Source organism: Mycobacterium aquaticum (assembly GCF_002086485.1).
Taxonomy (GTDB): Bacteria; Actinomycetota; Actinomycetes; order Mycobacteriales; family Mycobacteriaceae; genus Mycobacterium; species Mycobacterium aquaticum.
This window is the reverse complement of record NZ_MVHF01000001.1, coordinates 322,941-345,795: the sequence shown is the minus strand read 5'-3', so window position 1 is coordinate 345,795 and position 22,855 is coordinate 322,941. Positions and strand designations below refer to the sequence as shown.

At 65.5% G+C, this 22,855-nt stretch carries 21 protein-coding genes; 8 read left to right on the top strand and 13 right to left on the bottom strand.

Annotated elements, in window-relative coordinates:
- Window positions 1-23: 23 nt before the first annotated feature.
- Window positions 24-1,352 carry a PE-PPE domain-containing protein gene (locus BST13_RS01485; RefSeq protein WP_083159855.1) on the bottom strand — a complete coding sequence of 443 codons (1,329 nt, stop codon included), beginning with the start codon at window positions 1,350-1,352 and terminating at the stop codon, window positions 24-26.
- Window positions 1,353-1,576: 224 nt separating this feature from the next.
- Here BST13_RS01485 and BST13_RS01480 point away from each other — a divergent pair, with 224 nt between their 5' ends.
- A complete protein-coding gene (locus tag BST13_RS01480; RefSeq protein ID WP_083159853.1) occupies window positions 1,577-3,085 on the top strand; it encodes an adenylate/guanylate cyclase domain-containing protein in 1,509 nt (502 codons plus the stop codon).
- A gap of 9 nt (window positions 3,086-3,094) precedes the next feature.
- On the opposite strand, the gene BST13_RS01475 is transcribed toward BST13_RS01480, so the two are convergent.
- The 3 genes from BST13_RS01475 to BST13_RS39415 form a co-directional block, all read right to left on the bottom strand.
- Window positions 3,095-4,681, bottom strand: a complete 1,587-nt coding sequence (locus BST13_RS01475; RefSeq protein ID WP_083159851.1) for a serine/threonine-protein kinase — start codon at window positions 4,679-4,681, stop codon at window positions 3,095-3,097.
- A gap of 174 nt (window positions 4,682-4,855) precedes the next feature.
- Window positions 4,856-6,112, bottom strand: a complete 1,257-nt coding sequence (gene fmdA, locus BST13_RS01470; protein WP_083159849.1) for a formamidase — start codon at window positions 6,110-6,112, stop codon at window positions 4,856-4,858.
- Between the two features lie 10 nt (window positions 6,113-6,122).
- Window positions 6,123-6,347 (bottom strand): zinc ribbon domain-containing protein, encoded by a 225-nt coding sequence (locus tag BST13_RS39415; protein ID WP_158087081.1) that lies wholly within the window; start codon window positions 6,345-6,347, stop codon window positions 6,123-6,125.
- 239 nt (window positions 6,348-6,586) lie between these two features.
- Between BST13_RS39415 and BST13_RS01460 the strand changes: the two genes are divergently transcribed.
- Both BST13_RS01460 and BST13_RS01455 read left to right on the top strand, forming a co-directional pair.
- A complete protein-coding gene (locus BST13_RS01460) occupies window positions 6,587-7,606 on the top strand; it encodes an acetamidase/formamidase family protein (protein ID WP_083160082.1) in 1,020 nt (339 codons plus the stop codon).
- A 77-nt stretch (window positions 7,607-7,683) separates the two neighbouring features.
- Window positions 7,684-10,545: an MMPL/RND family transporter gene (locus BST13_RS01455; RefSeq protein WP_083159847.1), complete on the top strand. Its 2,862-nt coding sequence runs from the start codon at window positions 7,684-7,686 to the stop codon at window positions 10,543-10,545.
- A 53-nt stretch (window positions 10,546-10,598) separates the two neighbouring features.
- Here the strand turns inward: BST13_RS01455 and BST13_RS01450 are convergent, their stop codons facing one another.
- Entirely contained in the window at window positions 10,599-11,174 is a 576-nt protein-coding gene (locus tag BST13_RS01450; protein WP_083159845.1) for a TetR/AcrR family transcriptional regulator, read from the bottom strand.
- Window positions 11,175-11,260: 86 nt separating this feature from the next.
- On the opposite strand from BST13_RS01450, the gene BST13_RS01445 reads away from it, so the two are divergent.
- Window positions 11,261-12,427: an FAD-dependent monooxygenase gene (locus BST13_RS01445; protein ID WP_170064251.1), complete on the top strand. Its 1,167-nt coding sequence runs from the start codon at window positions 11,261-11,263 to the stop codon at window positions 12,425-12,427.
- A 4-nt stretch (window positions 12,428-12,431) separates the two neighbouring features.
- Here BST13_RS01445 and BST13_RS01440 read toward each other — a convergent pair whose 3' ends face one another.
- The 3 genes from BST13_RS01440 to BST13_RS01435 form a co-directional block, all read right to left on the bottom strand.
- Entirely contained in the window at window positions 12,432-12,854 is a 423-nt protein-coding gene (locus BST13_RS01440) for a nitroreductase family deazaflavin-dependent oxidoreductase (protein WP_083159841.1), read from the bottom strand.
- Between the two features lie 26 nt (window positions 12,855-12,880).
- Window positions 12,881-13,021: a hypothetical protein gene (locus BST13_RS38945; protein WP_158087080.1), complete on the bottom strand. Its 141-nt coding sequence runs from the start codon at window positions 13,019-13,021 to the stop codon at window positions 12,881-12,883.
- 283 nt (window positions 13,022-13,304) lie between these two features.
- Window positions 13,305-14,768, bottom strand: coding sequence for a glycoside hydrolase family 183 protein (locus BST13_RS01435; protein ID WP_095533364.1), 1,464 nt, complete (start codon window positions 14,766-14,768; stop codon window positions 13,305-13,307).
- Window positions 14,769-15,087: 319 nt separating this feature from the next.
- Between BST13_RS01435 and BST13_RS01430 the strand changes: the two genes are divergently transcribed.
- Window positions 15,088-15,999, top strand: a complete 912-nt coding sequence (locus BST13_RS01430; RefSeq protein ID WP_083160080.1) for a cutinase family protein — start codon at window positions 15,088-15,090, stop codon at window positions 15,997-15,999.
- Between the two features lie 13 nt (window positions 16,000-16,012).
- Here BST13_RS01430 and BST13_RS01425 read toward each other — a convergent pair whose 3' ends face one another.
- Both BST13_RS01425 and BST13_RS01420 read right to left on the bottom strand, forming a co-directional pair.
- On the bottom strand, window positions 16,013-16,909 hold the full coding sequence (locus BST13_RS01425) for a lysophospholipid acyltransferase family protein (protein WP_083159837.1): 897 nt from the start codon (window positions 16,907-16,909) through the stop codon (window positions 16,013-16,015).
- The gene (locus BST13_RS01420; RefSeq protein WP_158087079.1) at window positions 16,906-17,523 is read right to left on the bottom strand and encodes a TetR/AcrR family transcriptional regulator; all 618 of its coding nucleotides are present in this window, start codon (window positions 17,521-17,523) and stop codon (window positions 16,906-16,908) included. Before BST13_RS01420 ends, BST13_RS01425 begins: the two co-directional genes overlap by 4 nt.
- Before the next feature lie 192 nt (window positions 17,524-17,715).
- On the opposite strand from BST13_RS01420, the gene BST13_RS01415 reads away from it, so the two are divergent.
- Together BST13_RS01415 and BST13_RS38140 are read left to right on the top strand one after the other, a co-directional pair.
- Window positions 17,716-18,186 carry a hypothetical protein gene (locus tag BST13_RS01415; RefSeq protein WP_083159835.1) on the top strand — a complete coding sequence of 157 codons (471 nt, stop codon included), beginning with the start codon at window positions 17,716-17,718 and terminating at the stop codon, window positions 18,184-18,186.
- A gap of 145 nt (window positions 18,187-18,331) precedes the next feature.
- Entirely contained in the window at window positions 18,332-18,487 is a 156-nt protein-coding gene (locus tag BST13_RS38140; RefSeq protein ID WP_095533362.1) for a hypothetical protein, read from the top strand.
- A gap of 14 nt (window positions 18,488-18,501) precedes the next feature.
- On the opposite strand, the gene BST13_RS01410 is transcribed toward BST13_RS38140, so the two are convergent.
- The 3 genes from BST13_RS01410 to BST13_RS38595 all read right to left on the bottom strand — a co-directional run bounded on the left by BST13_RS01410 (window position 18,502) and on the right by BST13_RS38595 (window position 22,086).
- A complete protein-coding gene (locus tag BST13_RS01410; protein WP_083159833.1) occupies window positions 18,502-20,475 on the bottom strand; it encodes an aconitate hydratase in 1,974 nt (657 codons plus the stop codon).
- A 184-nt stretch (window positions 20,476-20,659) separates the two neighbouring features.
- Window positions 20,660-21,370, bottom strand: coding sequence for a sensor domain-containing protein (locus BST13_RS01405; protein WP_083159831.1), 711 nt, complete (start codon window positions 21,368-21,370; stop codon window positions 20,660-20,662).
- 266 nt (window positions 21,371-21,636) lie between these two features.
- The gene (locus BST13_RS38595) at window positions 21,637-22,086 is read right to left on the bottom strand and encodes a hypothetical protein (protein WP_142282702.1); all 450 of its coding nucleotides are present in this window, start codon (window positions 22,084-22,086) and stop codon (window positions 21,637-21,639) included.
- 207 nt (window positions 22,087-22,293) lie between these two features.
- Between BST13_RS38595 and BST13_RS01400 the strand changes: the two genes are divergently transcribed.
- On the top strand, window positions 22,294-22,854 hold the full coding sequence (locus tag BST13_RS01400) for a TenA family protein (RefSeq protein WP_083160076.1): 561 nt from the start codon (window positions 22,294-22,296) through the stop codon (window positions 22,852-22,854).
- The last annotated feature ends 1 nt before the right edge of the window (window position 22,855 follow it).

Here is a 22,855-nt window from a genome sequence, read left to right as displayed (position 1 = left end):
CGTCGCTGCTCAGCAGGTCACCGTCACGGTTTGGCGCCGGACACGACCTTCTTCACGGCATTCTGCACACCGTTCGTCACGCCGCTCACCGTCGAATTGAGGGCGCCCGCCACCTTCTGTACAGGGTTTGACCCACCGGTCGACTTCAGCGACTTCCCCGGATTGGGCACCACCTTGTTGCCCGAGGTCAACGCGGACAGACCGGATGCTCCGGGCACGCCGGTCGACGACAACGACGACGTCGGCAGGTTGCCCGTGACGATCTTGGCGGTGCTGCCTGCCTCGTCGAGCGGCCCGGTCACCAGGGTGGTCGGCGCGGAGATGTCCTGGCCGGCGGTCGCCGCAGCCTTTGTCACCCCGGCCTGCACATCGCCGGGCAGAGCGCCGACGGTCTCGGTCATGTCGGATGCCGGCGGCAACAGACCGACCGGACGGGTCTTGGAGGGATCCGTCGGAATGGGCTGGTTGTCCTGATAGCCCGCGTTGACGATGTCGGTGAGCGCTGGTTCGACGGCGTCGGCCACGATGTTGCCGCCGGGCACCAGCAGCAGCGGCCGCACCAACGGGAGCCGGTCGGTCGTGAACGTCACGTAGGTGACATTGGTACCGGACAACGGAATCGCGGTATACGAGCCGTCCGGATTCACGATGTAGTGGTAGCCCGGTTTCAAGTTGACCGGATCATCCGGCAGCTTCGCACTCGACTGCGCGCCATACCCATAGGCGTAGGCCGCCAACGAATTCGCGTCGGCGACGAGGTTGAGCGGATAGGTCGGGGCATCGGAATTGATGTTGTATTCGTAGGCGGTGTCGATCACCGGCATCGACAGGTCACTGGGTTCCGGCGCCGCCGACGTCCCCAGTAACGGCGCGAACATCCAGTAGGTGGTCCAGAATCCGCCACCGGCGCGGTTGGTGTTGTTGTCCAGGATGACCAGTTTGACGTTGTTCAGCGCCGGGTCGTGGTTCGCTTCCATCTGGGCCAGCGCGAGGCCGGTCTGCCCGGCTCCCCACCCCGACGACACCACGACGAGGTTCGGGTCGGCGCTGTTCTGGTCGATCGCGTCGACAATGCCTTGTGGCCCTAGGAAAAACGGGACCACCTGCTGCGGCGGATTCGACTTCGCGTAGTCGGTCCCGTAGTAGGTCGAGCCGGCGAAGATCTGCGCCGTCGAGTTCGCCGGGGTGACGGCCGCCGCCAGGGCCACGGCGGGCGCGGCGAACGTCGTCGTCGTTCCCGTGACCACCGCGGTCGACAGCCCCGTGACACTGACCGCGGCCGCGGTCAGTCCGGGTACCCAGCGCCTGCTCGCGGATCGCGTACGCGACAGCTTGCGATGTCTACCGGACATGAAGGCCCTCCACCCTCGTCATGCGCACGACACCGCCCCGCAGATGCGCACGAAACCTCAAACTTGGCAAAAGCTAGCATGCCCGGTCAGCCGGGATAACCCGGTTGAAAGCAAAACTCCGGTGAAATCATCCGAACGGCCGACACCGACCAAATCAGGGCTTTGCAGCGATCGAGTAGCGCACTACGCTAGTCGGCCCCCGTCGGTGTCAGCAGGCTTTCGGTATGGACGTGATCGCTGCGGACGCCGGTGAGGCACTCCGCTGCACCACGTTCAAACGGTGGGTGTGGGGAGCGGCCGCCGTCAGCATCTCCGGCGGGGTGACCGTCGGGGCATTCCTGGCGTTCGCCGCCCCGATCGTGCTGAGCCCGATGGCCACCGAGCGGTTGCTCATTCGCGGCGGTACCGCACTGGTCGCATTCCTCGTCGTCGCGATCCCGGTGATGTTGCGGGTACGGCGGCACCGGTTCGCCGCGAGTACCGCGTGGCTGCGGGAGAACCGACTCCCGACCGCCGCCGAACAACGGATGACACTGGGTGCACCCGGCGAGGCGGTGCGGATGTCGGTCATCGTGTGGGGTGTCGGAGCGGTGGTCTTCGGTTCACTGGCCGTGCCTGATGCATTGTCCACCGCGCTCTACATCTTCTGTGTGGTGACGTTGGGCGGAATGTCCACCAGCGCAGTGTGGTACCTGATTTCCGAACGCGTCATGCGGCCCATCTCGGCCCGCGCGCTCAGTGGCGGTGCGCCCGAACGCCGCGTCGGCCCGACGATCCAACGCAGGCTCACGATGGCCTGGACGTTGGCCACGGGTGTGCCACTGCTGGGCGTCGCGATGTTGGCGCTCGGGTATCTCGCCGACACCGACTACCGAACCCAGCGCACCATCGGAGCCATCCTGGTGCTCGTGGCGGTGGCATTCGTGGTGGGGCTCTTCGCGATTCTGGTGGCGGTGCGCTCGGTGGCCGAACGCGTGCGGGCACTGCGCCACGCACTGGCACGAATCCAGAACGGCGACTTCGAAGCTCGCGTCGAGGTCGACGACGCGAGCGAAATCGGCCGACTGCAAGCCGGTTTCAACACCATGGCAGCGGGTTTGGCCGAGCGCGAACGCATTCGGGCCGCATTCGGCACATACGTGGATCGGGATGTGGCCGAACACATCCTGTGCGCGGGCGGACCGCTACAGGGCCAGGAGGTCGACGTCACCCTGATGTTCGTCGATGTCCGCGGTTTCACCACCTTCGCCGAGCAGCTTCCGCCCGCCGATGTGGTCGCCACACTCAACCGCCTGTTCGAGCGGATCGTCCCGCTCGTGCATCAACACCACGGGCACGTCGACAAGTACGCCGGTGACGGTCTGATGGCGGTGTTCGGCGCGCCCAGGCACCGGGCCCGTCACGCCGACGAGGCGCTCGCGGCCGCCCTGCAGATCGCCGATGCCGTGCACGTCGAGTTCGGTGGACGGCTGTCGGTGGGCGTCGGGCTCAACTCCGGTCCGGTGGTGGCCGGAAATGTCGGCGGCGCCGGACGTTTCGAGTTCTCGGTCATCGGCGACACGGTCAACGTGGCCGCCCGGGTGGAGGCAGCCACCCGGCAGACCGGCGACGCCGTCCTGCTCACGGCCGACACCCTGGAACTCCTCACCGACCACCGCGTCGCGTTCGCCGAACGTCCGGGCCTGACACTCAAGGGCAAGACCACTCCCGTGCAGCTCTACGCGCCCGCGTGACGCGCGCGGCTAACCCGCCGAGTACTGCTGCGCCGGCTCCTCGGAATCGACGTGGCCGTTGCTGATGATGGTGAGGCTGTCGGGGCGGATCTCGTACTGGGCGCCGTCGGCTGGGTTGGTGGCGTTGAACCCGTCACCGGATCGTTGAGCCGAGGCGATTTCTAGGTGGGCACCGTCGCTGAGGCGTTCGCCGCGGTAGTAGTAGCTGTCCGGCCCGCTCTGGCAGATCACCGCGATGGACGACGCCGTCTTGATCATCGCCGCCGGCGTGCTGCCCGAGTCGCAGCGGGCGGTATGGCCCACGAAGCCCTGGGCGTCGGCCCCGGAGATGGGCGCCGCGGCCGATCGCGACGTGGATGTCTTCGTCGTCGTCGTTGTGGTGGTGTCGGTCGTCGACTCGCTCGTCGAATCGTCGGGTGCACTCGTACTGGTCGCCGAGGGCGGCACTGCCAACGGCGTCTTGGGCGTCGTCGCACCACGGTCGTTTCCGCTGAGCGCCAAGATCGCCGCCAGGATCCCGGCGACACCGAGCAGCAGCACCGTCGCAATCACCAACCGCACCTGCCCTGGTGTCCAGCGCCGGCGCCGGACCTGAGCCACAGGGGCATGGACCGGGGGTGGCGGCGGATACGGCGCCTCGCCGCTCACGGTGGGCGTCGGGTAGACCGACGAGAACTCCCGCGTGCTCGGCGGCGGCGTGGGGCGGGGAGCGACCGCCGGTTCCGGAACCGGCGGCGGGGGCGGAGCGAGGGCCGGCGTCCCCGAGAGCGCATCCCGGGCTGCTCTGGCCAGCTCCCCGGCCGATGCGTACCGGTGGGTGGGGTCCTTGGCCATGCCGCGGGCAATGACGTCGTCGAATGCGCGCGGTATGCCGCGGCGCATGATGCTCGGCCGCGGCGGAGCGGAGAACATGTGGGCGCTCATGAGCTGGCGGAGATCGCCGGTCTCGAACGGCGGGCGACCGATGAGGCATTCGAAAAGCAGGCAGGTCAGCGCGTAGATGTCGGCAGGTGGCCCCACCGTAGCGCCGGAGAACCGCTCCGGCGCCATGTAGGCACTGGACCCGATCAGCACGCCCGTCATGGTCACGGTCGCCTCGCCGCCGATGTGGGCGATGCCGAAGTCCACCAGGTAGGCGAAATCGTCGCCAGTGAGAAGGACGTTCTCCGGTTTGATGTCGCGGTGCACCAGACCGTCGGTGTGTGCGGCGTCCAGGGCCGACGCCACCTGTGTGACGATCGACACGGTCCGCGCGGGATCGAGCGGACCGTCGGTCCTCAGCACTTCTTTGACGCTGGCGCCTTCGACCAGGCGCATGTCGATGTAGAGGACACCATCGATGTCGCCGAAGTCGTGCACCGGGATCACATGCGGTTCCTGCAGCCGTGCGGCTGCCCGCGACTCGCGTCGAAACCGCGCCTGATAACTCCGGTCGGCGGCCACCTCGGTACGGAGCAGTTTCACCGCGACCATCCGGTCCCTGACCGTGTCGTAGGCGCGGTACACCTCGCCCATCCCCCCGACGCCTATCAGCGACCTCAGTTCATACGGCCCGAACCGGGTGCCGACGCGCGAGGCGTCGTGGGGGGATGCCATTCCACGATCCTTTCGGCCGCCTGGACACGGTCTGCGACCACCATCCAGGCACACGACCGAAAGGTCGCCGGTGCACCAGGCGTCGCGGTATCCAGGCGGAGCGGTCGCGCGACGCGGTTTCACCGAGCCCGGGCGGGACGCGGTGGTCTCGGGAACGAGGATAGCCGGAGGTCGTCAGTTGAACGACGAGTGCGGCGCTCCGATGCCCGGGTCGATCGTGACGGGCCCCGATGCCGAGGGCGTAACCGGGAAGTCGAAGATGGCCGTCGGGATATACACCGTCGCACAGGCATTCGGGATGTCCACCACGCCCGATAGCCGACCCTCGATGGGCGCGGCGCCCAGCAGCAGATACGCCTGCTCAGGGCTGTAGCCGAACTTCGACAGATAGTCGATGGCGTGCAGGCAGGCGCGCTGGTAGGACAGATGCGAGTCCAGGTAGCGCTGCTCGCCGTCGAGGGTGACCGAGGTGCCGGAGAACGCCAGCCACTCGGAGTACTGCGGATCGGTGTTGCCGGGCATGAATATGGCGTTCTCCCCGACGCCGTAGGTTTCCATGCCGCCCGGGATCACGTCGACGCGCAGATCGATGAAGCCGCCCATCTCGATGGCGCCGCAGAAGGTGATCTCGCCGTCGCCCTGGGAGAAGTGCAGATCGCCGACCGACAAGTTGGCTCCGTCGACGTATACGGGATAAAAGACCCGGCTGCCCTTGGTGAGGTTCTTGATGTCCTGGTTGCCGCCGTTCTCCCGCGGCGGGGCGGTGCGGGCGGCCTCGGCGGCGGCCTTGCTAAAGGCGTCGCCGGTGAGGCCGCCGAGGATCGCATCACGCGGCTCGGGTGGCAGCGCCAGCGGCGGAACCCGGTCGGGGTCGGTGGCGATCAGCGCAGCCTCGCGGGTGTTCCACTTCGCCAGCAGGCCGCTCGACGGCGCGGTACCCATCAGGCCCGGGTGCACGATGCCGGTGAACTCGACGTGGGGCACGTGGCGCGAGGTGGCCTTCTGCCCGGAGAAATCCCAGATGGCCTTGTAGGCATCGGGGAACTGGTCGGTGAGAAAACCGCCGCCGTTGAGCTTGGGGAAGATGCCCGTGTAGCCCCACCCCTGACCGGCCAGTGGACCCGAATCCTCCTGCGGGATGGGTCCCACGTCGAGGATGTCGACGATCAGCAGATCCCCGGGCTTGGCACCTTCGACCGCGATCGGACCGGACAGCACGTGCACCGTGGTCAACGGCGCGTTGAGGATGTCGTCGGCGGAATCGTCGTTGACGATCGCGCCGTCGAACCACTCACGACAGTGCACGCGGAACGAATCACCCTTCTTGACCGTGACCGCGGCCGGAATGTCCGGGTGCCACCGGTTGTGCCCCAGCTTCTCCTGATCGGTGAACTTCTTGGTCGAATCGAGCGGGAACACAACTTCGGGCATTGATCCTCCTTCAGGGGCGGGGCAATTTTTGGTGAAGCGGGTTGCGCGAGACCTTCTGCCGCCGAAGCGACGGTGAGGGCGAGCTGACGACGGCAGGGCGGTCGGCGGTGGCGCGCGTCGAGTCCTGCAACGCCATCGCAGCCTTGTCGGCGCGGCCGAGGTTGGGTGACGACATCATCCGGCGGGCCGCACCGCTGCAGCTCGGGCAGTCGATCACGTCGGGTCGTGCGTTCATCGCAAACCGTCGTTCGGTGGTGCCGCAACCGGAGTCGCATCGAAACACGTACAGAACCAACGGCTTTCCTCACCATCTCCGGAACTGCGATCGAGTCATGAGCCACCCTACCCACGGATGGCACTGTGCGCGCGACACTTTGACAAAAAAATTTCCATCTGGAATTGATTTGGGCGCGAGCCGACGGCTGCGCCGAAACTCAGGTGCCCGGTGTCCTCTTATCCGTAAAGATGGCCGTCATGGACCACATCACCTTCGTGCCGACCGTCGAGCAGATGAACTACACCTTCGGCGGCGCCGAACCCGTCATGCGGATCAAGCCCGGGACCGTGTTGACGCTGTGGGCCGAGGACGCCTTCGGCGGACGCATCACCAGCCTCGACTCTGTGGCCACCGTCGCGCTGGACACCGAGGACCTCAATCCGCAGACCGGTCCGTTCTGGATCGAGGGCGCCGAGCCCGGTGACACCCTGGCGGTCCATCTGGTCGATCTCACGCCGGCCCGCAGCTGGGGTGCGTCGACCCTGATCCCGTTCTTCGGCGGGCTGACCAGCATCCCGGTCAGCCCCACCCTGCAGGACCCGCTGCGGGAGCGCACCTGGATCTACGAATACGACTCCGCCGCACGCACAGTCGGCTTCTCGGCCCGGGGCAGCGATTTCGAGGTGACGTTGCCGGCCAACCCGATGCTGGGCACCGTCGGAGTTGCTCCCGCGCGCCGCGAGGTCCGCAGCTCTCTGGTGCCCGACGCGTTCGGCGGCAACATGGACTCGCCGGACATGACCGCTGGCGCCACCTGTTATCTACGCGTCAACGTCGAAGGCGCGCTGTTCTCTCTCGGTGACGGGCACTACCGCCAGGGCGAAGGCGAAGCATGCGGCACCGCCGTCGAGGGCGCCATGAACATCACGGCCATCGTCGACCTCATCAAAGGTGGCGGCGGCCCGGCGTGGCCGCGGCTGGAGACTGACACCCATCTGCTGGCGATCGGTTCCGGGCGGCCACTGGAAGAGGCGTGGCGGGCCGGTCAGGTGGAGATGATCACGTGGCTCGGCGAGCTCTACGGACTCGACCGGCTCGACGCCTACCAGCTTCTGACGCAGATCGCGCTCGCACCGATCGCCAATGTCGTCGACGTCAACTACAGCTCGGCGACCAAGATCGACAAGCGGCTGCTGCCGCCGGCGGCTGCCTACGGCGGGATTCATGCGGAGCTGCGCAGCGCCGCACGGGCACTGGGCGCGATCTCCTACTCGTAGGGGGCTCACTAAACGACCGCTCAACCGGATAGGGTCGGCGCAGCCCTGCCCGCATCCGATACCAAGGTTTTCTCCAGATGGCCGAGCCCAGCAAATCCACGACGACCCACACCGGGATCGCACGTTGGATTCGCCGACTCGCCATTCCGATCATCCTCGGGTGGATCGGCCTGGTCGTGGTGCTCAACATGACCGTGCCTCAGCTCGAGGCCGTGGCCCAGATGCGCTCGGTGTCGATGAGTCCGGACGAGGCGCCGTCGGTGATCGCGATGAAACGCGTCGGGGTGGTGTTCGACGAGTTCCACTCCGACAGCTCCGCGATGATCGTGCTCGAAGGTGACAAACCGCTCGGCGACGATGCGCACTACTTCTACAACGACATGGTCGCCAAGCTGAAGGCCGACACCAAGCATGTCGAACACGTCCAGGATTTCTGGGGCGATCCGCTGACCAAGGCCGGGGCCCAGAGCAACGATCTCAGAGCCGCCTACGTACAGGTCTATCTCGTCGGCAACATGGGTGAGACGTTGGCCAACGAGTCGGTGGAGTCGGTCCAGAAGCTGGTCAAAGGGCTGTCCCCGCCGCCCGGGGTGCAGGTGTATGTGACCGGCCCGACGGCCCTGGCTGCCGATCAGCAGATCTCCGCCGATCGCAGTGTCCAGTTGATCGAGATGGTCACGTTCGCCGTGATCATCACGATGCTGCTCCTGGTCTACCGGTCGGTGATCACCGTGATCATCGTGCTGGCCATGGTGGTCCTGGAGTTGTCGGCGGCGCGCGGCGTGGTCGCGTTCCTCGGCTATCACAATCTGATCGGGCTGACACCCTTCGCCACTCAGCTTTTGGTGACCCTGGCGATCGCCGCCGCCACGGACTACGCGATCTTTCTCATCGGCCGCTATCAGGAAGCCCGCGGCAACGGCGAGGACCGAGAACAGGCCTACTACACGATGTTCCACGGCACCGCGCACGTGGTGCTGGGCTCGGGTATGACGATCGCGGGCGCGACGTTCTGTCTGCATTTCACCCGCTTGCCGTATTTCCAGTCGCTGGGCATCCCGATGGCGGTCGGCATGGTGGTCGCGGTGTTCGCGGCACTGACTCTCGGGCCTGCACTGGTCACGGTCACGAGCCGGTTCGGGCGCACACTCGAGCCACGGCGGGCCATGCGGATCCGGGGTTGGCGACGCCTGGGAGCATTCGTCGTGCGCTGGCCGGGTCCGGTGCTGCTCGGCACCATCCTGCTGTCGTTGGTCGGGCTGCTCACGCTGCCGGGCTACCGGACCAATTACAACGACCGCAACTATCTGCCCGCCGATCTGCCCGCCAACGCGGGATACGCCGCTGCCGAACGCCACTTCTCGCCGGCCAAGATGAACCCCGAGTTGCTGCTCATCGAAACCGACCACGACGTCCGCAACTCGGCCGACTTCCTGGTGATCGACAAGATCGCCAAGGCCATCTTCCAGGTGCCCGGCATCGGCAGCGTGCAGGCCATCACCCGTCCGGACGGCAAACCGTTGAAGTTCAGCACGATTCCGGCCCAGATGAGCATGGGCGGGGTCATGCAGACCATGAACCGCAAGTATCTGACCGACCGCGCCGACGACATGCTGCTGCAGGCCGACGACATGCAGAAGACCATCGACATCATGGACCGGATGATCACCCTCATGGAGGAGATGAGCGCGACGACGCACAGCATGGTCGGCAAGACCCACGACATGGTCACCGACGTCGCCGAATTGCGGGACAGCATCTCCGATTTCGACGACTTCCTGCGACCGCTGCGCAACTACCTGTACTGGGAACCGCACTGCTACGACATCCCGATGTGCTGGTCGATGCGGTCGGTGTTCGACGGACTTGACGGCGTCGACACGATGACGGCGGCCATTCAGGAGTTGCTGCCCGACATGGACCGGCTCGACGCGCTCATGCCGCAGATGGCGGCGATGATGCAGCCGCAGATCGAGACCATGAAGAGCACCAAGACGATGATGCTCACCATGTACCAGACCCAGAAGGGTCTGCAGGATCAGATGGCGGCCATGCAGGACGGCCAATCCGCCATGGGTGACGCGTTCAACGATTCCAAGAACGACGACACCTTCTATCTGCCACCAGAGACCTTCAACAACAGCGACTTCAAGCGCGGCATGAAGAGTTTCATCTCCCCCGACGGAAAAGCCGTGCGGTTCATGATCTCCCACGAGGGCGACCCGCTGACGGCCGACGGCATCAAGCTGATCGACGGGATCAAGCAGGCAGCCAGGGAAGCCATGAAGAACACCCCGTTCGAGGGGTCCAAGATCTACCTTGGCGGCACCGCGGCGACCTTCAAGGACATGCAGGAAGGCAACAACTACGACCTGATCATCGCAGGCATCTCGGCACTGTCGCTGATCTTCATCATCATGCTGCTCATCACCCGAAGCCTGGTGGCCGCGGCCGTGATCGTCGGGACGGTGCTGGTCTCGCTCGGTACCTCGTTCGGCTTGTCCGTGCTGGTGTGGCAACACCTGATCGGGATCGAACTGCACTTCATGGTGATGGCGATGGCGGTCATCGTGCTGCTGGCCGTAGGCGCCGACTACAACCTGCTGCTCGTCGCGCGGCTCAAGGAGGAGTTACCGGCCGGCATCAACACCGGGATCATTCGCGCCATGGGCGGCAGCGGGTCGGTGGTCACCGCGGCGGGCCTGGTGTTCGCGTTCACCATGATGTCGATGGTGGTCAGTGAGATGACCGTGGTGGCGCAGGTCGGTTCGACGATCGGGTTGGGTCTGCTGTTCGACACCCTGGTGATCCGGTCGTTCATGACCCCGTCCATCGCCGCGCTGATGGGTCGCTGGTTCTGGTGGCCGCAGATGGTGCGGCAACGTCCGGCGCAGGGCGTGGTGGCGCGAGCACTGGAACGCTCGCCCTCCGCGAGCTGACGTTCGCGAGTGTGCGTTCGCTGCGAAATTCTGCCCGATTTTTCGCAGCCGATTCACAGTCGCGGCGCGTCCACGACCGACGCGGCGATCAGGAGTTCGGCGGCGGCGTCGACGCGTGACCGGTCCTTGGTGACCAGCATGTCCTGGCACAGCCCGCGTAGCCCGGAGACCACCAAAGTGGCACGCGCGCAAGCGTCCTCGTCGACGTACCCGATGGTGCTCAGCGCAGCGGTGATCGGTCCGATCATCACGTCGACTGCCGTGCGGGCCGATTCGCCGTAGGTCTCTGGATCCGTCACGGCCAGGCTGAGGACCTGCAGGAGCAGTCGGACGTTTCGGCGCTCACCCCCGCGGGTCAGCTCACGCCACATCGTGCGGGCCGCGTCGGCGAACTGCTCCGGGGTGGTGACGTCACTGAACATCTCCCCCAGCTGCGGGCGGCTGGCGTCGAGGGCCTGGGTGAGCAACTCTGCACGGTCGCCGAAGTAATACAGCAGCATGCGTTTACTCGTGCCCAGCGCCTGCGCCATGGGGGCCAGCGACATGTCGCCGATGCCACGCTGTTCGAGATAGGCCACGACCGCCTTCAACAGCTCTTCACGTTTGACGGGATCTGCGGTGCGGGCCACCCCTTGACTGTACCGATCGGTACGTTTATAGTCAATCTTGTATCGATCGGTACACATATTGCGGACGAAGGAGAATCATGACCGGCCTGAGAGTCGCCGTCATCGGCGCAGGTATCGGCGGACTGACCACCGCGATCGCGCTGCGCGCCAACGGCATCGATGCGAACGTGTACGAACAGGCACATGAGCTCAAGGCGCTCGGCGCCGGCGTCGCCATCGCGACCAACGGATCGCGCGTTCTCAACCACCTCGGCGTGGGTGACGCACTGGCGAAGGTCGCCGGTCCCGTGACGCACTACCGCTTCCGCACCTGGCAGGCCGAGCCCATTGCGGGCGAACCCTCCACGCTGTCCTTCGGGGATCCGACCCGCACCTGGTTTCTGCACCGCGGGGAATTCCAGCAGGTTCTCGCCGACGCACTACCCTCCGACGCGCTGCGTCTGGGCCGAACCTGCGTCGGCGCCACCGAGCACGCCGACGGAGTGCGTGTCGAGTTCGCCGACGGCACAACGGTCGACGCCGATCTGCTCGTCGGCGCCGACGGTATCCATTCGCGCCTGCAAGGCAAGGTGACCACGCCTGCTGCACCTGTCAGCGAGGGAATCATGGCCTACCGCGGGCTGATTCCCGCCGAACGGGTAGCCGGGATCGCCGACATGCGCGCAAGTTCCATGTGGCTCGGGCCCCGGCAGAGCTTTCTCGCCTACCCCGTCTCGGCCGGCCGGCTGCTCAACATCGTGGCGTTCGTGCCGACCAATCTCACAGTCGCCGAATCCTGGACCGCGCCAGGCGATGTCGCCGAGCTCGCAGCAGCCTACCGCGGTTGGGATCCCCAGGTGAGTGCGATCATCGCTGCAATGGACTCGACCTTCCGGTGGGGCATCTACGATCGTGAACCACTCGACCGCTGGTCGTCCGAGCGCATCACCCTGCTGGGCGATAGTGCCCACGCAGTCACCCCGCACCTCGGGCAGGGCGCCAACCAGGCCATCGAAGATGCCGCGACCTTGGCGGTGCTGCTGCGTGGCGGACAACCCCACGAATTACCAGAGCGGTTGCGCCGCTATGAAAATCTGCGGATGACGCGCACCGGCCGGGTCCGCTCGCAGGCTCGCGCCGCCGGGCGTATCTACCGGTCCACGGAGCTGGCGCCGCGCGCACAGGCCGAACAACTGCAGGCCATTCTCGACAGTGTCGCGATCAACACCTACGACGCCCAACAGGTGGCCGAGACCGCGCTCGCCACCGCGTGAGGCACTATCTGCGGACCAGTTCGAAGACGGGGATGACCCGATCGGTACGCGCCTCGTACTCGGCGAATCCCGGTGCCCGCTGCTTGACGATCTCGTAGACGGCGTCGCGCTCCTCGCGGGGCAGTTCGCGCGCGGTGACCGCCGCAGGGCCAGCGGTGCCGATCTCCACAGTGACGTCAGGGTGCGCGCGAATGTTGAAGGCCCACGAGGGATCCCGGTCCCGGCCTGCTGACGAGCCGACGATGTAGATTGCCCCGTCGATATCGAAGTAGGCAACCGGATTGACCCGCTGGGCCCCGCTCTTGGCGCCCGTGGAGGTGAGCAGCAAGAGCGGAAACCCCTCGAACTGCCCACCTACCTTGCCGCCGTTGGCTCGGAACTCCTCGATGTTGCGTTGGTTGAAGTCGCGTTCGCCCTGATCCGTCATGGCTTCATGGTGGCACGCGTGCGCGCCTACCGGCCCAGAGCGGCGAGTTCCTGTGGGGTGACCAGACGTTCCTGCTCTGCGGGATAGCGCCGGCTCATGACGGGGCGACGGATCAGCAGGAGGGCGATCCGCGCGGTGCGCGTGTCGAACGTTCGGCTCATGTTCACGGTTTCACTCCATCCCTCTGATCGTCCGTCGAATACACGACGTGTGGGACCGCCAGGTTCACCAGGAAGGTGACATCGCGCCCTTCGTGCACTCATATCACTCTGATAACACTGAACCTCTTCTGTCACTTTTTGAACACGACTCCGTCACGACTCGCACCCTATGGCGCGCCTTGAGCCTTTCCGGTAAGCAACTGTGAGAAAGTGCCGGACCCACCGAAGCCCACAGCTTCGGCGCGCACGCTTCAACACCGGCCGAATAGGCCGCAGACTGCTGAAAGCGTTACGGCAATACCGTTTTCATGAGCATCACGTTGTACGCCGACCACAGCGACAGGTTGAAGTACAACTCCTTGCCCGTCGACCACGGGTGCAGGAAGGGCGCATAGATGCCGCCTGGGAACTGCATCGAGGACACCAGCATCTGCTCCGGGCTCCACGGCCCTTGCGGTGCAGGCGCAGTGCGCGCGACGACGTCGTTGGCGCCGTTGCAGTACAGCACCAGATACTGCTTGAGATAGGTGTTGTACTGGGCCGACATTTCCCCGACCGGGCCGGGGATCACCGGGGTGGCGGCGGCGGGATTACCGGGGACCCAGGAATTGCTGTCGCCGTTCCAGTACTCGTAGCGTCGTTGATCCGGCACAGCGCCCTGGGGAACCCGGGCGATGTAGGCCGATCCCCCACGCCCTGACGGCGTGCCGAACGTGTAGAGGTACGGGTCACCCGGGCCTGGCTTGAGGAATGCCCCCATCTGGAAGTTCTCGTTGCCCGGCACAGCGGCAAGCCTCGGCACGGAGTCACCGACGGCGCGGATGCTGCTGGGATACACCCCCCAGTTCTCGCCGTTGTCCTGGGACACCGCGATGCCCGAGAAATTGGTGTCCCAGAAGCCGTTGTCGCCCCAGCGCTTGATGGACATGAAGTTCAAGTACTGGTTTCTGCCGACGGAGACGCCGGACGTCGGGATGATCCCGACTTCGGTAGGCGCCCACTTGATGCTGTTGACGATCTGCTTGGAAAGCCCCGGCGCCCACACCGGCGAGCCCGAATACCGGTTGGCCTTCACGCCATTGGGCACGGAGACGGTCTGCGACAGCGAACCGTCCTGACTGCGGAACAAGGTGTTGTAGCGCCATTGCTGTCCACGGACGCTGCAGTAACCGTAGGTGTCGCCGAATGCCATCAGCACCTGATGCGCGCCGGGATCACCGTTGTCCCACATGATCCCGAGGTCTGTGCCCGAGATCGCGAACCGCTGGATGGTGTTGTTGGGGCTGTCCGGCCCGGTGACCCATCCCACGAGCGAGGTCCCGGGCGGAGCGGGTGCAGGCGCGGCCTCCGGCGCCGGGGCCGGCGCCGCGTTGGGCACGGGCTGAGCCACATTCGGCGGGGCGGGGTTGTTCGGAACGACGGGTCGCGGTGGGGGCTCTACCGCGGCCTGCTGGCGCACCGGCGCGGAATGCTGGGTCAACGGCGAGAGCGCGTTGAGGAGCATCTTGGGTAGCTGTCCCAACCTGGGCAGCGGCGCACTGTCATTCGCCCCGGCGGGCCGGTGACCTGTTGGCGGACGGTTGAGCCCGGGCAACGCCGGAGTTGCCACGGCGTTGGCGGGCGGCTGGGCAGCAGCGGCGGCTCCGGTGCACGGTTCGGCGGCCGCGGGAGGTGCGGCGCCGATTGCGACGACGAGCCCCATAGCGGCCGCCGACGCCACCGACAACGATGCGATTCGAGGACGCGGCGACATCTCACCCCTTCCAGAGGGCACGACGTCCCATTGACGTCACTAGCTGACTGATGTGACGATAGTGACCGAAGTGAAGGTTGCTGCTCCTGATGCATTGATAGGTATGCTTCTGTGACCGTGTCGCAACCGTCAGCGTCCGGGCCCAAGGCCTCCGGTGTGGTATTTCGGTCCATTTCCGGGCGCATGGCGAATTCGCGACAGGTGTGCGTATTGTGCTGCCCGCAAACAGGATTCACCGCCCCAGAAAGCAGCGTCCGGGGGTTCTCAACAGGTGAACACCAATAAAATGTCGTTCAACTGGCGCGCGCACATCGTCGCGATGTGTCAGCATGTGTGCGTGGAGGCACGCCACGTTGTTGTTCTGATCGGCGCCGCGACAGCGGTGCCGACCATATTGTTCGGCGCACCAACGTTATCCGCGCAGGCGGCCAACTGCCCCGACGCCGAGGTGATCTTCGCCCGCGGAACCACTGAAGACCCGGGCCTCGGCCCCACGGGCGAAGCATTCGTCAATTCCGTGCGGTCGCGCCTCCCCGGCAAAACCGTTGGCGTATACGCCGTCGACTATCCGGCCACGATGGACTTCCCGACCGCTGTCGACGGCATCTCGGACGCCCGCGCACACGTCCTGGCAACCGCGTCGAACTGTCCGCGCACCAAGATGGTGCTCGGCGGGTTCTCCCAAGGCGCCGCCATCGCAGGTTTCGTCACCGCCAGTGTGATTCCCGACGGCGTTCACGCCACGGATGTGCCGACCCCGCTGCCACCCGACATCTCCGATCATGTCGCGGCCGTGGCGCTCTTCGGCAAACCGTCGACACGGTTCATGAAAGCCATCAGCGAGCCACCGATCGCCATCGGCCCGCTGTACGCGGCCAAGACCATCGACCTGTGCGTCGACAACGACCTCGTCTGTGCATCCGACGGTCGAAGCTTCTCCGCGCACAATCAGTACGAAGAAGCCGGCATGGTCGACAAGGGCGCTACATTCGTCGCCAACCAGCTCCAGTCGAGCTGGGCCGCCGACGCCATCGCGAATCCTCCGGCGACCGGTCCCGCACCAGGCCCGGCCCCGGCGCCCGCCGCGCCCGCGACCTTGACACCGTTGCCTGCCGCACCCGGCCCCTCGCAGCATCTTCCGGCGACGGGCGCAGCACCGGGTCCGGCACCCGCGGCGACGCCCTCCCCTGCACAGCGACCGGCTCCGGCACCTATTGAGCCGCTCACTTAGCCGGTAACGCGCATCAGCGCTGACGTACTGTAGGCGCGCAATGCGCTGTTGATTGGGCCGCAGCGGATCCGGGCGGCATCACGGCCGCCCCCCAGGCCCACGGCGCCAGGTTGCGGAATGGGTCGCCTGCACGGATTTCCTGCAACTCGGCCAGGTCGGATTCGAGTGTCGACTTGGTCTTCGCCCGGATCGTGGCCACCCAGTCGTCGGCCGCGACATCCGCCGGACGTGTGGTGTCGATGGGCGCGGAGAACCGGGCGTACAGGCGCTGCGGCCGCGGCACCAGGGTGGGACCGATACCGCGCATCAGCTGGATCGCCATATCCGTTCGCCCACTGAGCAATTCGCTGGCACGCCCGCTGACGCGCGACCACACTCCGTCTCGCGTTGTCAGGATCTTGTACACGTCGTCGCCACCCACCACGGCCGCCGTCACGATCGGGTAGTCGTGCTCGGCCGCGAGCCGGGCGAATCCGGCGCGGTCTCCCCACAGCAGTGTGTAGAGCTCGTCTTTGGCCTTGGCGATCTCGCGGCCACCACCGGGGAACACCAGGATGGGCTCGTTGGCCGACATCAACTCTCCCGCGGCGCGCGGTTCACCCACGATGCCGCCACCGGCCGCGACGAACTCGGCGGGAAGTCCCTTGAGCTTGCCGAACTGTCGATCCATCAGCGCCCGGACACGAATACCCAGATGGCGTTGCACCTCATAGAGAATCAGCCCGATTTCCGTCGACGCCACGGCGGTGTGGTTGCCCACGATGAGGAATCTCCCATCGGCAGGCAGGTTTTCGAGCCCGTCGACATAGGGTTTATACACCGGCCGGACGTGGTCCCACTTTCGCGCGGCCGCCAGGATGCCATTTTCGAGCAGGTCGACCCGGGCCTGTCTGTCGTTGAGCCACTTCATGATTGACCTTCCATGACGGCGTGCATCCGCACGGCGATGTGATGGACGTGCGGTGCCGGGGAATCCGCCCCCTCGGGCCCGGGTGACGTGGCCATCCACCGGTCCATACCGAGGCGGACAGCGGTGACGGCCAACGCGGCAATCACCGTGGGGTCGTCGACGTCGTCGATGCGGTCCCCGGCCCGTTCGGCGATGGTGTCGGCGATCTGTTGCGCGAGATGGTCGACCCGTGCGAGGAACGCTGCCAGGACGCTGGGATGCCCGGAGGCCACCGTCAGCGCCTCCTTCATCACCTCACGCTGAGGCGGCAACTCAGCCATGTTCTCCATCAGCAGGTCGATGACATCGGTGAGCATCTGCCGGGGGCTGCAGGGTCCGGCGGCGACGAACGTGAGCACTCGATCGGCCGCGAGCTCGAACGGCCCGTGTACGAGCGCCGCTTCCTTGCTGGAGAAGTAATTGAAGAAGGTGCGCTGCGAGATCCCGGCGCGGGCACTGATCGCGTCCACAGTCACCTTGTCGAAGCCCTCATCGCGGGCCAGTTCCAAGGTGGCGCGGTGGATCTCCGTCGCCGTCTCACGGCGCCGTCGTTGACGTAGTCCTTCGGCTTCCACATCAGAATTATTGCACAGTCTGCAAATTTTGCACATTCCGCAGACATGCTGGCGGCCGCTTTCCTTGACTGCAGCTGTTTGCTCAGTCAACGACAACCTCGTCCACCGCCTGCGATTTTCGGGTGGTTTCCTCGTTTGCCCAGATCAATTGCTCACACGTTGCTACCGTGCGGCCAGACGAGAGGAACACTCATGCGTGTCACCCCGAACACCTGTGCTCTTGCAGCCCTCGCGGTTGCCGTCGGCCTCACGGCCTCCGCGTGTAGCGGCTCGACGGAATCGGCAGCCCAGACCACGACTCCTGCCGCGGCTCCCGCAGGTGTGGACTTGCAGTCGCTCATCCCGGCGCCTGCTGACACCCAGCAGACCAAGGGTCCCAATCAAATCGCCGACAACGGCATCCACATGTTCTACCAAGTCAACGGCGCACCCAACGACGTCCTCAACGCCTATAAGTCGGCGCTCGAAGGCAAAGGCTGGCAAGTGACGACCATCGTGACCTCCGCCGGCGGCAGCTCTGGTGGCGGCGCCACCTACACCGGAACGCACGGTGACGCATACGGCGTTTTCGACGGCGGCGGGTTCAACACCAGCACCTTCATCGACGTCTGCACATGGCCGTCCAAGCCGGCGAACCCGAATTGCAGCCGTAGCGACCGGTAATCGCCGCGCCCATTTTGCCCACCGATCCCACCGCCGGCGACACCGGTGCGAGCGCTACTTGCGCCCAACAGGTTTGGAACTGACGAAACTGGCAATTCCTCCTCGCGACAGATTTTCCGTTGCTACCTAGAGGATCGGACTGACCATGATTGTGCTCGGCATCATTCTTCTCTTGATCGGCTACTTCACCGGGTTGTCGATCCTGTACACGATCGGCGGCATCCTCGTGGTGATCGGCGTCATCCTGTGGATTCTCGGCGCCGTCGGCCGCCCCGTCGGCGGTCGCAAAGTCTGGTATTAGGCACGCGCGACGGCCTACTCGGCCAGCAGCGGAATCACTCCGCCTGCAAGCACGGCCATGACCTGGCGCTGTGACAGTCGGTGAGACAACGCGACGTCGCAGCGCCGGGTTTGGTCGTGGGCCACAAGGGGTGTCCCCGCCCGCAGCGCGTCACGTACGCCGTCGATGCGCAGCACGTCCCCTTGCGCGATCTGGTCGTAGTCGTCCGGGCTTTCGAACTCGAGCGCGAGAATGCCGAAATTCGCCAGGTTCTGCCAGTGAATGCGGGCGAACGACTTGGCGATGACCACCCGGAGACCCAGATATCGCGGGGTGATGGCGGCGTGCTCACGCGACGACCCCTGACCGTAGTTCTCTCCACCGACGATCACATGCCCGGCGCCCGAGGCGTTTTCAGCCGCGCGAGCCGGGTACGTCTCATCGATCTGGGTGAAGGTGAACTCGGCGAGCTTGGGGATGTTCGACCGAAATGGCAAAGCACGACCGGCCGGGGAGATTTCGTCGGTGGAGATGTTGTCGCCGACCTTCAACAACACCGGTGCCTCGATGAGGTCGGGAATCGGGTCGAAGTCGGGTAGGCCGGAGATGTTGGGTCCCTTGACCAACTCCACCTGCTGCGCTTCGGATTCGGGCAATGGCGCCACGAGCATGGCGGTGTTCACCGATGCGTGGGCAGGCAGATTCAACTCCGGGTAGGCCATACCAAGCTCGTCGGCCAGATCACGGGGGTCGGTGATCCGGCCTGTCAGTGCCGCGGCCGCGGCCGTCTCCGGTGAACACAACCACACCGCATCTTCGCGGGTGCCGGATCGACCAGGGAAGTTTCGGGGCATGGTGCGCAACGAGTTTCGGCCCACCGCGGGCGCCTGTCCCATCCCGATGCAGCCCATGCACCCGGATTGGTGGATCCGCGCCCCGGCACGGATCAATTCGAACGTCGCCCCCATCTTCGTCAAGTCCTCCAGGATTTCCCGCGACGACGGGTTGACGTCAAAGCTCACCGCGCTGTCCGTTTGGCGACCGGTGACCATGGCGGCAACGATGGCGAAGTCGCGCAGCCCTGGGTTCGCCGATGATCCCACCACCACTTGGGCAACCGGTTCCCCGGCAACGTCGCGGACCGGCACCACGTTGTCCGGTGACGTCGGTTTGGCGATCAGCGGCTCGAGCGTCGACAAGTCGATCTGTTCGGCTACGTCATAACGCGCGCCCTCGTCGGCCAGCAACTCGGTGTAGTCGTCCTCGCGGTCCTCTGCGCGCAGGAACTGCCGGACCGCGTCGTCAGCGGGGAACACCGAGGTGGTGGCACCGAGTTCAGCGCCCATGTTGGCGATCACGTGGCGGTCCATTGCGCTCAGCGTGGCGACGCCCGGCCCGTGGTACTCGATGATGCGGTGCACCCCACCTTTGACTCCGTGCCGGCGCAGCATGTCCAGGATGACGTCCTTGGCCGAACACCACTGCCGCAGTTCGCCGGTCAACTCGACACCCCAGATCTCGGGCATCCGGATGTAGAGCGGCCGACCGGCCATGGCGAGCGCAACCTCCAACCCTCCGACGCCGATGGCCAGCATGCCCAACGCTCCGCCTGCCGGCGTATGCGAATCCGAGCCCACCATGGTCACGCCCGGTTTGCCGAACCGCTGCATGTGGGTCGGATGTGAGACGCCGTTACCGGGTTTGGAGAACCACACGCCGTACCGCCGACACGCGGACAACAGGAATTCGTGATCCTGTGCGTTCTTCTCGTCGGTCTGCAGCAGGTTGTGATCGATGTACTGGGCGCTGAGCTCGGTGCGCACGCGGTCCAGCCCGAGGGCTTCCAGCTCCTGCATCACCAGGGTGCCGGTGGCGTCCTGCGTCAACGTCTGATCGATCCGCAACCCGATCTCCTCGCCGGGGCGCATCTGCCCGTCGACGAGGTGCGATCCGATCAATTTGTCTGCGAGGGTGTAGGGCCCTTCCTTACCGGGAAATTCTGTCGGCATCTCAACTCCTGCCAGGTACCTGTCCGCCGGTCGACGGACGCTACCTGTAGGGATTCCCATTCAGCCGCGCGGCTAATAGCGCTTGGCGCGATTACCGGGGCCCCCACGCAGGAATCCGCACGAGCGATCGGCGGGGCCAGGGCCACATGCCCGCCACCCGTGCCGAACTCCTGTCAGCCCGAGCCTACGGTTTCTGCCACGGCGGCTTCTCGACCCGTGCGGCAATCTGCTGGGCGATCTTGACCGCCGTATCTCCCGGGTTCGCACTGCACGTGTTCACGTCGACCACGACGTTGTTGTGCGCGGTCAGCGCCCGACCACAGGCCCACCCACCCGCCTGCGCGTTGGACTGGGTGCTGACGGTGCTCAGCATGCCGTCCTTGTCCGATATGGGTGCCACGTCCCACTGGGTGCCGGACTGCGTGTGGCTGTAATGCGTGCACGCCGGCCACTGTTTGGCCGAAGCGTCGTAGAACGCCTTGGCCTGGTCGGCGTTGCCGTAGAGAACCACCGCCTGGTGCGCGTAATGGACGAAGGTGTCGGGCTCCCTCATGGTCACATCGAGCACGTTGGTGTAACCGCTGTCCGCATATATGGGCGCCTGCACCGCACCATCGATGGCGAGACAGTTGCGAGGCTCCATCGTCGCGCTGTCATCGGACATTTCGGTGTTGGTCGCCGTGACGACCATCCCCCCTGCCGCCATGGTCGCGTTGATCTCCTCCGGCGAAAGCAGCAAGGCGGGCAGTATCTTTGGGGCGAGCGGCAGCGGAGCGAACGACGTGATCATCGGCGTGGTCGGCGTTTTCGCGGCCGGTTGCTCCTGTGACTGGCCACAGCCCGCCGCAAGAATGCACACAGCACTGACGGTGATCGCGGTTGCCACAAAGCGCATATGTCGTCCCCTATGTCTGCGCCAGCACATCTGAGTCGCGGTGACTATTTTCCTACCCTGGATGACTCCAGGGAAACAGCAAAGCCGTTTTCACCGCGGGACATCCCACCCGCCATGTGAAGACTTTGCCAAACCGTTACCGAATCACCATCACCCGGCGCGTGCCGGGTGTGCTCGTGCAGCCGCCAGTTCACTGCTCGTAAAGGCGCGCTTCGGACATCGGACTGCGACACCCGACGAACGGAAACCGTTCCGGCTCCTCGCCTTTACGGTTCGCAAACGAACGTTGGCGAGGACGTCCAGGTAGCGGTGGAGCCAGGGTGCGTCGTGTCATAGGTTGTGCCTGACGCGGTGCCGTCGCCTCTCACATTGCCCTCATAGTGTCCGACCGAGCCGTTGTCCCAGTACACGTCCATGAAGATAAAGTTCCCATCGATGCGGCCTTTGGGGGAACCGTGCATCCTGGGCACAGGGTCATTTGACGGCCGACCGATCGCTGTCCCAGAGGGAGTTCGGGGGAAATTGACCGGGGCACCGCTGAAACTCATCGTCCAACCGTTGGACTGGTAGAAGTCGTTGCCCTGACCGAAATCCCACTGTGCGCAATCGTCGGCATGGGCGAACGGACCGCTTGTAGTCAACGCAAGAACACTTGCTCCCATCGTGCAGGCGGCCCGCGCCGCGGTGGCCAGCTTCTTGCGGGTAGGGGTATTCATGATGTGTTCCTCCGTTGAGTCTCAGACTCGCTCGCATCCAGGAGCAGGACCCCGCGGGGTGTCCTACAGCAAGACTGGCACCGACAAGGCCGTCTTGATATCGGTTCGGACAGAAGTTCTGGGTTGGCTCAGCGGTGAGAGGCGGGACGCCTGCACAGGCAGGCATCGACCGCGCGGCCCAGCACCCCTACGACTAAAGTGCGTGCCGTGTCCGATGACCTCTGGGCTGCCGCAACCCAACACGTTTTTCTGGAGGCCGTCCGCGACGGCACCGTTTCCAACTCGGCATTCGATCGATGGCTCGCGCAGGACGCGTTGTTCGTCGCTGATCTGCTGGCCTTTCAGGCTCGGCTGCTGGCGCGGGCGCCCCGGTCGGCGCAGGCGGTCTTGGTCGGCGGGTGCGCGGCATTGGTTGCCGAACTGGACTGGTTCGAAAACCAGGCCTCGCGGCGCCACATCGACCTGCCGGCCAAGCCACTGCCTGCGACATTGGCCTACCGGGAGCTGCTGCAACGGCTCGACAACCAACCCTTCGACGCGGCAGTCACCGCGCTGTGGGTCATCGAGCGGGTTTATCTGCTGGCCTGGACGCACGCGGCATCGCCGACCTCGCCGTTCGGAGAGTTTGTGGAGCACTGGACGGTGCCGGAATTCGCCGCCTACGTCGAAGGTCTCGCCGCGCTCAAGGCCGACGGGCACGACTCGCTGGTGGCCGAGGTCCTCCAGCTCGAAGTGTGGTTCTGGGATATGGCGTTGGAAACGCCGTGAC